The 12,509-nt window shown below is 68.3% G+C and carries 14 protein-coding genes; 6 read left to right on the top strand and 8 right to left on the bottom strand.

What is annotated here, in order from left to right; all coding sequences use genetic code 11:
- Positions 1–112: 112 nt before the first annotated feature.
- From ABCR83_RS26575 to mshD, 4 genes are all read right to left on the bottom strand, one after another.
- Positions 113–1,126: an ABC transporter permease gene (locus ABCR83_RS26575; protein WP_462697726.1), complete on the bottom strand. Its 1,014-nt coding sequence runs from the start codon at positions 1,124–1,126 to the stop codon at positions 113–115.
- The gene (locus tag ABCR83_RS26580; protein WP_462697727.1) at positions 1,123–2,058 is read right to left on the bottom strand and encodes an ABC transporter ATP-binding protein; all 936 of its coding nucleotides are present in this window, start codon (positions 2,056–2,058) and stop codon (positions 1,123–1,125) included. The genes ABCR83_RS26575 and ABCR83_RS26580 overlap by 4 nt, the downstream gene beginning before the upstream one ends.
- The gene (locus ABCR83_RS26585; RefSeq protein WP_462697740.1) at positions 2,051–2,488 is read right to left on the bottom strand and encodes a GntR family transcriptional regulator; all 438 of its coding nucleotides are present in this window, start codon (positions 2,486–2,488) and stop codon (positions 2,051–2,053) included. Before ABCR83_RS26585 ends, ABCR83_RS26580 begins: the two co-directional genes overlap by 8 nt.
- A 103-nt stretch (positions 2,489–2,591) precedes the next feature.
- Entirely contained in the window at positions 2,592–3,515 is a 924-nt protein-coding gene (gene mshD / locus ABCR83_RS26590) for a mycothiol synthase (protein ID WP_462697728.1), read from the bottom strand.
- A gap of 154 nt (positions 3,516–3,669) precedes the next feature.
- On the opposite strand from mshD, the gene ABCR83_RS26595 reads away from it, so the two are divergent.
- Entirely contained in the window at positions 3,670–5,487 is a 1,818-nt protein-coding gene (locus tag ABCR83_RS26595) for a bifunctional metallophosphatase/5'-nucleotidase (protein ID WP_462697729.1), read from the top strand.
- 64 nt (positions 5,488–5,551) lie between these two features.
- Here the strand turns inward: ABCR83_RS26595 and ABCR83_RS26600 are convergent, their stop codons facing one another.
- The 3 genes from ABCR83_RS26600 to ABCR83_RS26610 form a co-directional block, all read right to left on the bottom strand.
- Positions 5,552–5,983: a hypothetical protein gene (locus ABCR83_RS26600; RefSeq protein ID WP_462697730.1), complete on the bottom strand. Its 432-nt coding sequence runs from the start codon at positions 5,981–5,983 to the stop codon at positions 5,552–5,554.
- A complete protein-coding gene (locus ABCR83_RS26605; protein ID WP_462697731.1) occupies positions 5,970–6,794 on the bottom strand; it encodes a hypothetical protein in 825 nt (274 codons plus the stop codon). Before ABCR83_RS26605 ends, ABCR83_RS26600 begins: the two co-directional genes overlap by 14 nt.
- 407 nt (positions 6,795–7,201) lie before the next feature.
- On the bottom strand, positions 7,202–7,651 hold the full coding sequence (locus ABCR83_RS26610) for a hypothetical protein (RefSeq protein ID WP_462697732.1): 450 nt from the start codon (positions 7,649–7,651) through the stop codon (positions 7,202–7,204).
- A 250-nt stretch (positions 7,652–7,901) separates the two neighbouring features.
- Between ABCR83_RS26610 and ABCR83_RS26615 the strand changes: the two genes are divergently transcribed.
- From ABCR83_RS26615 to ABCR83_RS26625, 3 genes are all read left to right on the top strand, one after another.
- Entirely contained in the window at positions 7,902–8,753 is an 852-nt protein-coding gene (locus ABCR83_RS26615) for a helix-turn-helix domain-containing protein (RefSeq protein WP_462697733.1), read from the top strand.
- A gap of 4 nt (positions 8,754–8,757) precedes the next feature.
- Positions 8,758–8,955: a DUF397 domain-containing protein gene (locus ABCR83_RS26620; RefSeq protein ID WP_462697734.1), complete on the top strand. Its 198-nt coding sequence runs from the start codon at positions 8,758–8,760 to the stop codon at positions 8,953–8,955.
- Positions 8,956–9,182: 227 nt separating this feature from the next.
- Positions 9,183–9,776, top strand: a complete 594-nt coding sequence (locus ABCR83_RS26625; RefSeq protein ID WP_462697735.1) for an NUDIX domain-containing protein — start codon at positions 9,183–9,185, stop codon at positions 9,774–9,776.
- A 124-nt stretch (positions 9,777–9,900) separates the two neighbouring features.
- Here ABCR83_RS26625 and ABCR83_RS26630 read toward each other — a convergent pair whose 3' ends face one another.
- Complete coding sequence (locus tag ABCR83_RS26630) at positions 9,901–10,362, bottom strand: MarR family winged helix-turn-helix transcriptional regulator (protein ID WP_462697736.1); 462 nt, start codon at positions 10,360–10,362, stop codon at positions 9,901–9,903.
- Between the two features lie 137 nt (positions 10,363–10,499).
- Here ABCR83_RS26630 and ABCR83_RS26635 point away from each other — a divergent pair, with 137 nt between their 5' ends.
- Together ABCR83_RS26635 and ABCR83_RS26640 are read left to right on the top strand one after the other, a co-directional pair.
- Positions 10,500–11,840 (top strand): MFS transporter, encoded by a 1,341-nt coding sequence (locus tag ABCR83_RS26635; protein WP_462697737.1) that lies wholly within the window; start codon positions 10,500–10,502, stop codon positions 11,838–11,840.
- A partial coding sequence (locus tag ABCR83_RS26640) for a nitroreductase family protein (RefSeq protein ID WP_462697738.1) occupies positions 11,837–12,509 on the top strand: 673 nt, incomplete at its 3' end. The genes ABCR83_RS26635 and ABCR83_RS26640, both read left to right, overlap by 4 nt.

The raw sequence follows: 12,509 nt of genomic DNA on the forward strand, positions 1-12,509 counted from the left end.
GGGGCAACGGGCTGCATTCGGCAAGGCTCGCAACCCAGGTTGAATCACGGGTAACGCCCACATGGCGTGTGGGAAACCGGCCCCCGGCCCGTGCCGGCTCGCGGGTACGGGATCAGGGCTGGGTGCGCCGCAGCACCCGGACAGCGGCCACCGCGGCCAGCACGGCCACGGCCACCAGGATTCCGCTCTCCGCCCAGGCCAGCGGCCAGTGGTGGGAGGTGGGCTGGTAGTCGATGTACCAGGTGTGTCCGGGATACTGCCGTTCGCACGCGGCAAAGTGGAGATCGCACTGGGCGCCGGAGAGACGCTCACCCGTGCGGGTGATGATCCCGCGCGTCAGCGACCAGCCCCGGCCGTCCTCGGGCCAGTCGAAGCCCGGCAGCTTGGCGTAGGTCTCCGTCTTGGGGGTCATCAGGTGCGGACGCAGTTGCCCGAGCGCCCAGCGCAGCGCGCCATAGGCCACCAGGGCCACGGTCATGGCCGGTACCGTACGCCTGGCCAGCAGGCCCACCAGCGCTCCGAGCGCGATGCCGAGCAGGGCTCCGGCCACGGGCACCGGCCCGAGCGCGCCGAAGAACGCGTACCAGCGATCGGCGTCCGGCGCGTTGGCCGGCTCGGACGACCAGGCCCAGGTGTAGACGGCGGAGAGCAGCGAGACCCCGGCCAGCACGGCCACGGTCGACAGCGCGAGCTTGGCCGCGAACCAGCGCAGCGGTTTCACCGACTGCGTCCACACCATGGAGAAGGTGCCGCTTTCCAGCTCGCGCGCGACCAGGGGGCCGGCCACGAACGCGGCAACCGCGAACGGCAGGTACTGCACCACCAGACCGATGTAGTGCGTCAGGGACGCGTCACGATGCCACCGATCGTAAGTATCGGAAATCTGCTGGTAAGCCTCGTCGTGCGGCAGGGAGCAGGATGATCGCACGCAGGTGTCACGAAGCTCCGTCCAGCGGCCGCCGTAGTGGGCCATGTCCATCCGAAGCCACACCAGCAACCCGATGAGGACGGCAAGCAGCCCCAGCGCGATCCACCCGGTGGTGCGGTGCTGCCGTATCACCAGCCAGGTGAGCCCGCGCGGGCCGAATCTGCGCGGGACCGTACGAGCCCCGCTGACGGTCGTCATGCCGCCGCCTTTCCTGAGCGCGGCTCGGCATCCGGGGTGAGGAGCGCCGGGACGTCCGGCGCGCGGAGGTGGCCGAGCAGCAGCTCCTCCAGCGAGGGCTGCGCGGCGTCCCACTGCCCGGCCAGCGGACCGTCGGTCCGCAGCAAGGCGGTGACCTGCCGTCCCGTCGTCCGGGTCTCGACGACCGTATGCGCGGCGAACGCCCCCGGCTGCCCGGCGCCCTCGTGCTTCCCCATCACCAGGGTGTGCGCGGAGAGGAGGTCCTCCACCTCGCCCGCGAGCCGCACCTGGCCGCCGGATATCAGCAGCAGGTAGTCGCAGACCCCGTCGAGCTCGGCCACGATGTGCGAGGCCAGCACGATGGTGGTGGAGCGCTCGGCCGCCTCGGCCATCACGGCGGCCATCATCTCGTGCCGCACCAGCGGGTCGAGATCGCTCATCGGCTCGTCCAGCAGCAGCAGTTGGGGCCGCTTGCCGAAGGCGAGGGCGAGCGCGACCCGGGTCCGCTGGCCGCTGGAGAGCTGGCCGACGCGGGCGTCGAACGGCAGGTTGCCCTGCCGGACGAGCCGCTCGGCGGCGGACTGGTCCCAGCCGCCCGGGTTCAGCTCCAGACCCATGCGCAGCGTGTCCGCGACGGTGAAGTGCGAGTACAGGGGCTTGTTCTGGGCCAGGTAGGCGATCTTTGGGCGGACCTGTTCCGAGCCCGGACGGCCGCCCAGCACCTCCAGTGAGCCCGCGTCCGCGCGCCGCAGCCCGGCGACGGTCGACAACAGGGTGGATTTTCCCGCCCCATTGGTCCCGACGAGCGCACACACCCGCCCGGCGGGCACCCGGAACGAGCAGTCGCGCAGCGCCCAGCCGCGCCGGTACCTGACACCCAGGCCGACCGCCTCCAGGGCGGTGTCGCCGGGTGGAAAGGCCAGGTCAGTCATCCGATCTCCTTGTCCACACTCTGTGATCCGGACTCTGTGATCCGGGCCGCACGCCGTCGAAGCTCTCCGCAAGGACGGACGCCACCAGCGCCGACACGTCCTCCCGGTCGAGCCCGGCGTCATGGGCGCGCGCCATCCACTCGGCCAGCTCGGCCCGCAGGGGCGAGTCGGCGGCTGCCCCCGGCCGGGCGAGCGAACGCCGTACGAAGGTCCCCAGCCCGGGGCGTGCCTCGACCAGGCCCTCGCGGTCGAGCTCGCGGTATGCCTTCAGGACGGTGTTGGGGTTGATGGCCGTGGCGGCGACGACCTCCTTGGCCGTCGGCAGCTTGTCGCCCGGGGCGAGCAGGCCCAGCCGCAGGGCCTGCTTCACCTGCTGGACGATCTGCAGGTAGGTGGCGATTCCGCTGCGCCGCTCGATGCGGAATTCGATCACGCCGCCATCACCCTTCCACTACTTGACTAGTGAAAGGGTGCAGGGTGTGCCCATGCGCTGTCAAATGCGCTGTCACATGCATGGACCGGATGGCGTGCACTCAGCTCTCGCTCCGGTACATCAGGTCCGTCTCATGGGTCACAAACCCCAGCCGCTCATAGACCGCGACCGCGGCCGCGTTGTCCGCGTCCACATAGAGCATCGCCGTCGGCAGCCCCTGCTCCGCCAGGTGCCGCAGCCCCACCACCGTCAGCGCCTTCCCCAGCCCCCCGCCCTGGGCACCGGGCCGCACACCCAGCACATACACCTCGCCGAGCCCCTCCTGGGCATGGACCTTCGTCCAGTGGAAGCCGACGATCTCCCCGCCCTGCTCCGCCAGGAAGAACCCCTCGGGGTCGAACCAGCCCGCCGCCTTGCGGTCGTCCAGATCCCGCTGGGTGAGCGACCCCTGCTCGGGGTGGTGGGCAAAGGCGGCAGCGTTCACCGCCAGCCATGCCGCGTCGTCCGCGCCGGGCCGGAAGGTCCGTACCGACACCCCCTCCGGGAACACCGGCTCGGCGAGCCGCAGATTCTCCAGCGGCCGCCGCATCTGCCGCAGTTCACGGAACAGGCTCAGCCCCAGCACCTGCGCCAGATGCCGGGCCGCCGGGTGCCCACCATGCGCCCACACCCGCAGCCGCTTGCCCGACTGGTGCAACAGCGCGTTCCCCAGCGCCCGTCCATGACCGCGCCCCCGGTACGCCGGGCGCACCACCAGCTCCGCCGCCGGGGCCTCTACCGGATCGCTCTCCTCCAGCTGCCCATAGGCCACAAACCGCCCGCCGGCATCGTGCAGCAGCACATGCCGCACCCCCGCCCGGCGCCCCCTCAGCTGCAACCGGCCCTGCTCGGAGACGGCCGACTGGCCGTCCTCCGCGGCTGCCTCGGCCAGCAGCCGCGACACCTCCTCCGCCCGCTCCGGCGTCAGCTCCGCCAGAACCTCGATCCGCCGCTGCCCGCTCGCGTCATTCAGCACGTCATTCATGGGGCGAGCCTACGGCTCACCCGGGCGGAGAACCGGCTGACGCGGGCCACCACCCACCCCCACCCGTCACCCTTCCGTAACCTCAACCCTCCTGCCGCGCTACGCGCGTTGACCTTAGGCTGCGCCCGACCCGCACACCGACGAAGGGGAACCCATGCCCGCGACGCCTCCCCATGAGCGCCGCCTCGCCAGACGGCTGACCGCCACCGCGGCCGTACTCGCCGCCACCGCCGGTGCCCTCACCGCCACCGCACCGACCGCCGGCGCGGACGGCGCGCACCACCGCCCGCACCGCACGGTCGATGTGCAGCTGCTGTCCTTCAATGACTTCCACGGCAACCTGGAGCCCCCGCAGGGGTCATCCGGCACGGTCACCGAGACCGAGCCCGACGGGACGAAGAAGGTCATACCGGCAGGCGGCATGGAATACCTCGCCAACGCCCTGCGCACGGCCCGCAAGGGCCACTCCTACTCGGTGACCGCGGCGGCCGGCGACATGGTCGGCGCCAGCCCGCTGACGTCCGGCCTCTTCCATGACGAGCCCACCATCGAGGCCCTCAACAAGCTCGGCCTCGACGTCACTTCGGTGGGCAACCACGAGTTCGACCGGGGCCGCGCCGAGCTGATCCGCAAGCAGCGCGGCGGCTGCCACCCCAAGGACGGCTGCTATGAGAAGGGCAAGAAGTTCAAGGGCGCGAACTTCCCCTATCTAGCCGCCAATGTCACCGACGCCAGGACCGGCAGGCCGATCCTCAAGCCGTACACGGTCTGGCGGCACAACGGCGTCAAGATCGGCTTCATTGGCGTCACCCTGAAAGGCACCCCGGACGTCACCACCGCGGAGGGCGTCAAGGGCCTGAAGTTCGCCGACGAGGCCGCCACCATCAACAAGTACGCCAAGGAACTCAACCGCAAGGGCGTCAAGGCGATCGTCGCCCTCATCCACGAGGGAGGCATGCCGGCCTCCGGCTCGTACAACTACGACTGCGACGGCAAGGGCCCGGGCAGCGGCCTCTCCGGCCCCATCGTCGGCATCGCCAAGCGGGTGACCCCCGCGGTGGACGCCCTGGTCACCGGCCACACCCACCAGGCGTACGCCTGCACCGTCCCGGACCCGGCGGGCAACCCGCGCACGGTCACCTCGGCGGCCTCGTTCGGCCGTCTCTACACGGAGACCACCCTCACCTACGACCGCCGGACCGACCGGATCGTGCGCACCGCCGTCAAGGCACCACATGCCGTCAACCACGTCGTGGATCGCAACCAGCCCAAGGCCGCGGACATGACATCACTCCTCGCCCGCTGGAACAAGCTGGCGGCCCCGGTGGCCAACCGTCCCGTCGGCTATATCTCCGCCGACATCAACGGCCGCGGCTCCGAGGAGTACGAGAAGCCGCTGGGCGATGTCATCGCCGACGCCCAGCTCGAAGGGCTCGCCCCCGCCGACCGGGGCGGCGCCCAGATCTCCCTGATGAACCCCGGCGGCATCCGCGCCGACCTCCCCTACAAGGCCGCCGGCAACGAGGGCGACGGGGTGGTCACCTATGGCAAGGCGTTCACCGTCCAGCCCTTCACCAACCTGATGCAGACCGCCGACCTCACCGGCGCCCAGCTGATCTCCCTGCTCCGGCAGCAGGTCAGCGGCCCGGTCAATGGCTCCCAGCCGAAGATCCTGCAGATCGGCAAGGGCCTGACCTACACCCTCGACCTCACCAGGTCGGGCGCGGACCGGGTGGTCGCCTCCTCGGTGAAGCTCAATGGCACACCGATCGACCCGGCGAAGACCTACCGCGTCGCGGCCAATGAGTTCCTGATGGGCGGCGGCGATGGCTTCACCGTCTTCAAGGACGCGAAGAACAAGCGCGCGGGTGTCTCGGACCTGGACCTCTTCGTGGCCTATCTGAAGGCCCACTCCTCGAAGGCGTCCCCGCTGGCCCCGCCGAAGGCGGAGCGGATCACGGTGGTGAAGTGAAGTGAGCTAGCGCGAACAGGCGTGGCGCCCCGTCGAGTTGGCTACCAGCCGACGGGGCAACGCATCAGGCCACGCCTTCGAAGAGGTCCTCGGCACGGGAGGCTGTGAAGGCTAGATCTCCCCACCGGTCGAGGACCTCCAGGTCGGAGCAGCCCTCGATACGCTCCTGGATCTCCGGCAGCACGGGGATCTCGCGATGCGCCAGCACACGCAGGACCTGTCGAGCCCGCTCCTTGGCTTTACCCTCCTGCAAGGCCGTGTCGATCACCGTGAAGAGTTCTTCCGCCTTGGCGACACTGAACGCCTGGTGGAACATTGCGCCCATGACGAACGGATCGGTGCAATCCAAAATCCGCCTTCGAACCTCCGGCGACACGGACACGCCCCGGATCGCAAGGAGGTCCAGCACGCTCTTCGCCCGCCCCTTGGCCTCGCCTGCGTGCAAGGTCTCTTCGATGAGAGTGCCCCGGCCAGGGAAGTAACTACGGACGGCCATGACCTTCCTCTTCGAAGAGCTCCTCCGCCTTGGCCACGCTGAACGCCCGATGGAACCACCCATCCAGGACGCCCAGGTCGGCGCAGCCCATGATCCGCTCCTGAACCTCCGGGGACGCGGGAACCTCCCGCGCCTCAAGAACGCCCAGCACACTCTTCGCCCGCCCCTTGGCCTCGCCCTCGGCCTGGCCCGCCAGGATCGACTCCTCCACGAGGGTGCGGCGGCCAGGGAAGTACGTCTGCATCTTCATCAAATTCCTCCAGGTCTCCTGCGCCGGGTTCTTGTCCCCCAGGCCGATCTCCAGCAGGTCCGAGTAGAACCCGATGACGTTCCGGTCACGCGTGCCCAGCGCACGCGCCAGCGCGTCCAGTATGTCGTTGATCCCCGGATCCCGCCCGTGCGTCATGGCGGAGAACGTCGCCAGGGCCAGATCGCGCCCAGCCTCTTCCGGGTCGGCGATCACTGGGACGTTCGAAGGCCCCAGGACCAGCGGATACACCGACAGTGCGGTCCACCCTTCCGGACCGAGGTGGAAGGGACCCGCTGCCCAATGCGCGGTCGCCTTGTCCTGGCAGACCACGAGGAGCAGCGCCGGGCAGGCGTACTTCGCCTTGAGATACGCCAAGTAGTACGCCCAACTGACTTCCTTCTCCTGGTTGCGGCCCCCCTGTGCCTCGATGGCCAGGACGAACCCGGACCTCCCGTCCGGCGGGTGGACCCGCACCACAGTGTCCACGCGCCGCTCCACCGGCCTGGTCTCGGTGGTGTCCGGGGAGAGCACTTTGACAACGGCGCCTTCCGGAAAGGGCACGCCCAGAATCCGGAACGCAGGCTCAAGCAGTTCTGGACATTTCTGGAAGATTCGGTGTGATGTCTCATGTTGCGAAGTGACCATGAGCCGACGTTATGACCGTGAACTGAGGCTCGTCCGGCTGTAGATCGATGTCCACTCGTTCGAGTGCCCCAATCGCTCACGCGTTAGAAACGGGGCACGTCGAGCGTGAACCACACCCGCCGCACGGCGGACCGGAGTTCGCCGTCCCAAGCGGTCCCTGCCCCGCGAGCACACGCGAGCCCGCGTACAAGCTCAAGCCCGTACGCATGCTCGCCGACGCAGCGCAACCACGGGTGGCTACCACCCCCGACAGACAGGGCCATCCGTGCGACGCGCGCAGCTGCGTAACCGGCCGTCCGGCACCGGGAGTTCCATCGCCTTGATCACGCGATCACCGCATCGGCACGCAGCTCGGCCCAGACGCACTTACTGACAACCCGGCGACGCGCATCCCAGGCCCATGCCACGCCAGAGGACGACGAGAGGTGGCGGACGAGCACCAAGCCTTTGGCCTGGGCCCGCAGTTCACCGTACGAGCCTCCTCCGGTGCGGTCGTCGCTCCGGACGGCGATGAGGATACGGAACAGACGCACGGATACGTCGACGTGCAGATACGGGCCGGTCATGCGGGTCAGGACGTGAGCCACCGCGTCGGACACACAGACGCGGGCGTCCTCGATCAGCGCGGGGTAGTGGTCGGCCAGTATGGCCCGGACGAAATCACGGGCGACCTTCGCGGTTGAAGCGGCGGCGGGTGCGGTGAGGCGGTAGGACGAGGCCGACAGGCGGTCCTGGCTGGTGGTGCGGGGACTGCCGAGCATGGCTGTACTCATGAGGTCATCTCCCTCGCGGTCTGGTCCCGCGTTCGCCGCCGTCCGTGGCCTGGCCACCTCCCGGGATGCCGTCAACTGGCATGCAGGTGGCTGCACTTCGGGTCTTCCCGGCGGGCGCTGCGCGGTGCTGGAAGGACCATAAGGCGATCCGGGGAACCAGTGCAACACGTTCGGTAAATTTATGCACCGGCTAGACCTGCCGGAAGAACACACGCAACACTGTGCGCACGAGATCAGGGAGGGAGCGGGCATGCCACCAAGAGCGGCACCGACCGCACGGCAGCAGCGACTTGGCGCCGAGCTGCGAAAGATGCGCGACCAGTCGGGCCTATCGCCTGTGGAAGCCGGCAGGGAACTGGGGGCCGATCGCACCCGTATCAGCAATACCGAGGCCGGGCGGCTGGGCCTGAGCGGGGAACGAATCAGGACCTTTGCCAGTATTTATGCATGCCCGGACGCCGAATACGTGAATGGGCTAGTTGCCATAGCCGAAGAGCGGGGTAAGGGTTGGTGGGAGGAGTATCGGGGAACCCTGTCCGCCAGTGCGCTGGATCTCGCAGAGCTGGAGTATCACGCATCCAGCTTGACCGTCTTGCAATTCGTGTACATCCCAGGTCTCCTCCAGACCGAGGAGTACGCACGCAGCTTGTTCGGAAACACGGTGCCACCGCTCGCCCCAATAGAAGTAGAACGCCGCGTATCACACCGAATGCAACGGAAGTGCGTCATGCAGCGACGCCCGGCCACGCCTTGTACTTTCGTGATTCACGAAGCAGCACTACGAATGCTTCACGCCGGCACCGACGGACAGCGCCGTCAGCTTGAACGGCTGAACGAGGTCAGTACTCATGAGGGTGTCACTATCCGCGTAATTCCCTTCGCCGCTGGCTCGTTCCCCGGGGCGAACACATCTGCCACATACGCCGCGGGCGCGGTACCGAAGCTGGATACCGTGCAGATCGACACCGCTCACGGCTCACTATTCCTCGACGCCGAGTCACATCTAGAAAATTACCGCAGCATTCTGGGGTATGCCAAAAAGACGTCCCTCTCCCCAAAGGATTCGAGGGATTTCGTCCGCAACATCGCAAATCAACTGTGAAGGCATGGAGATGTCGGAAGTCAAGTGGAAGAAGTCCTCTTTCTCTGGGGATAGAGACGAGTGCGTGGAAGCGGGGGAGCGTGACGACAACATTGCGATTCGGGAGAGCGATGCTCCCAACGCGATCGTGACCACCACGCGCGCCAAGTGGCGGGCATTCGTCCTCGGCGTCAAAGCGGGGGAGTTCGACCACCTGATCTAGTGCTCCTCCGTAATCGAAAGCCCCTCATCTTCGCAGGTGAGGGGCTTTTGGCATATGCCGGTGCACTTATTTTCCGGTGCACTCTTGCAACCACCTCTGAAGGGCGCTAACTTCCCCTGCATCGCCCCCTCCGAACCTCTCACCAGGCATGGCCGCCACGCCGGTGGTGGGGCACAACTCCCCCTGCGCCTGGGCCAGCTTGCTGGAAGACACAGAGAAACACCCCCTTGCCCAGCCCCAGCAAGGAGGGGCACCTCCAACTCACGCAAGGAAGCGCGCACCCAATGCAAACCCACGCCGCACAAACCACACACCCCGGCCACCGCCTCACCGCGCTCGCGCACATCACCGACAAGGCCGGTCGGCTGCTCATGCTGAAGGTCAGCCACCAACAGGAGTGGACGCTCCCCGGCGGAACCGCCCTGGCAGGCGAATCGCCGGTCGACGCACTGACCTACCATGTGCGCCGTACACTCCAGTTGCAGGTAACTCCGCGCCGAGTCCTGCTCGTTGACCACTCCATCGTCAACTCGGCAGAGGCCCCGGACGGAGACACGACCTTCATCTTCGAGTGCGGCACGCTCCGCACGGAGCAGATCAAGGCGATCAAGCTGCCGCCCACCCCAACCCCCCACACAGGACCGGAAGTTCTGGCATTCGCCTTCCTAGGCCCCACGGAACTCAAGGAACGCATCCGTCCCCATCAGCACCGGCGGATCCTCACCGCTGCTGAGGTGATCACATCAGGTGGCGGCGTCCCCTACTTGTCACACGGCAGGGAGATCACCCGTCGCACCGCGTATGCGGTCGCCTCATCCTGACCGAACAGACCCGGCTACAGCCGCAGTAGGAGCCACCCCATGCACTGGGCACCCCATGCCGCAGCGCTCGCCGAGCGGGGGGAGTTGCGAGGGTGAGCGGCCTTGGTCAGGTGCGTCAAGTGCGTCAGGTGCGCGGCCGGAGCAGCTTGCCGAGGAGCTCGGAGAGCTGCCCGCGCTCGGCGGGCGTGAGGGCTGCGAACGTGTCGTCGAGGAACCCGGGGACCAAACGCTCGGCACGGGCGAGTCGCTGCCGGCCGGAGTCGGTGAGGGTGACCGCGTAGGCCCGGCGGTCCCCGGCGTCCCGCTCGCGGCGTACCTGGCCGGCCTGCTCCAGGCTGTCGCAGATGCCGACCATCACCGTGCGGTCGATGCGCAGCTCATCGCTGAGGACGCGCTGTGAGCACGGGCCGACCTCCGCGAGCATCTTCAGCACCAGGTGCTGCCCGACACCCAGCCCGGCCTCCTGCGCCCGGGCATCCGCGGCGCGGGCGACCGCGGCAGAGGCCCGGCACAGGGCGATGTCCAGGCGTTCCGCGGCGAGCTGGGGGAAATAGGCGGCTTTCACTTGCGCGGCCTTGGGTGGCATAGGGCTTCCCTCCTCTGTGCCGTCACCCTACCAGGAATGATCTGCATCCCGATTGTTTGACCTTCGATCGTCGATACTCATATGCTCGCCAATCATCTGCAGAGCAACTATCTATGATCGGATGGAGTTGTCCTGTCATGAACCAGCCCGATGGGCGCCAACGCGTGGCGTTGGCACTGCTATGTGCCGCGGTGTTCCTGGACTCGATGGACCTGTCCCTGATGGGGGTCGCGCTGCCCGCCATCGGACGAGACCTGGCACTGTCGGAGGGCACCCTTCAGTGGCTCGTAGCGGGGTACGCCGTCGCCTACGGCGGTTTCCTCCTGTTGGGAGGCCGGCTGGCGGACCTCTTCGGCCGCCGGCGCATGTTCCTCCTCGCGCTGGCGGTGTTCGCCGCCGCCAGCCTGGTCGGCGGTCTGCTCTCGCAGGGCTGGCCGCTGGTCGTCACCCGGGTGGTCAAGGGACTGGCCGCGGCACTCACAGCGCCGGCTGCCCTGTCGCTCATCACCACCACGTTCACCGAAGGCGCCCAACGCAACCGTGCGCTCGGCCGGTACGCACTCGCCGGTGCCACCGGATACAGCGGCGGCCTCATCGCCTCCGGGCTGCTGACCGAGGTCAACTGGCGGCTGGTGTTCTTCCTCCCCGTCCCGATCTCCCTGCTCGTCCTGATCCTCGCCCCGATGGTGCTGGCCCGGGACGACCGGTCCGGTGACCGGCCCCGGGGCTTCGACGGAGCGGGCGCGGTCACCGTCACCGGCGGAGTGCTCCTTCTGGTGTACGCCCTGACCGAGGCCAACTGGCCGGCAGGCGCCGCCGCCTTCCTCCTCCTGGTCGCCTTCACCGTCATCGAACGACGGCAGCACTCGCCGCTCGTCCCGCTGCCCATCCTCCGGACCCGTACCCTGGCCGCTGCCAACCTCGCCGCGCTGGCCTGGGCTTGCGCCACCATCGGCTGGCAGTTCGCCGCCGTTCTCTACCTCCAGAAGGTCCGCGGCTATGGCGCGCTGACCACCGGGCTGGGCATCCTCCCCATGGGCCTGGCCATCGTGGTCACCGCCAACCTGTCCGGACGGCTGATCGCCGGCTGGGGGCTGGGCCGGACGGCCTCGCTGGGCATGCTGGTCCAGGCCACCGGCATCCTGTTGTTCCTCCGGGCCGACAGCACCGCGGGCTACGCCGGTGTGCTGCTTCCGGCGCTGCTGGTCCACGGCGTGGGCAACGGCCTGTCCTTTCCCAGCCTCAACATCGCGGCCGTCAGCGGCCTGCCCGACGAACAGCAGGGCCTGGCCTCCGGACTGATCACCTCGTCCATCCAGATCGGCGCCGGGCTCGGGGTGGCCCTCCTGGCCTCGGTCATGACGCTCGGCACCTCCGAACTCGCCGGCTACCGGCTCGCCTTCCTCACCGCCGGCGGCTTCTCCCTCCTCGGCGCCACCCTCGCCCACATAGGTCTTCGCCCAAGGAATCCCCAGTGACCCTGAACCTGACCCCCGACCAACTCCTGTCCACCACCCGCGCGGTGCGCAAACGCCTCGATCTCAATCGCCCGGTCCCACGCTCTCTGCTCGAGGAATGCGTCGACCTGGCCACCCAGGCGCCCACCGGACGCAACCGCCAGCGCTGGCACTTCATCCTCGTCACCGACCCCGACCGCCGTCACACGGTCGCGGACATCTTCCGCCGATCCCTGACGATCGGCAGCGGGCAGCAGCCAACCGAGCGCGACCTAAAACGCATGTTCGCCCACCCCGGCTCCATGGAACGCATCTCCGAGGGCCTGCGGCACCTCTACGACAACATCCACCGGGTACCCGCCTACGTCATCCCCGCCATCGAAGGCCGAACGGACCGCGCCTCCGTCCTGGACCAGTCCATGACCTGGGGATCCATCCTCCCAGCGGTCTGGAGCTTCATGCTCGCCGCCCGGGCCCGGGGACTCGGCACCGTATGGACGACGGCCCAGGGACCGCTGGAACGCGAACTCGCCGACGCGCTCGGTGTGCCCTACGAGGAGGTCATGCTCGCCGCGTTCATCAGATGTCTCCGAGGAGACCCCCGCCTTCAGGCGGGGGAGGAATCGGATGCCTGTGGAGCAGGGCAAGGGGCTGCGATTCGCCGCCAGGGCGGATCACAGTGCTCTGACT

Source organism: Streptomyces xingningensis, from assembly GCF_054957865.1.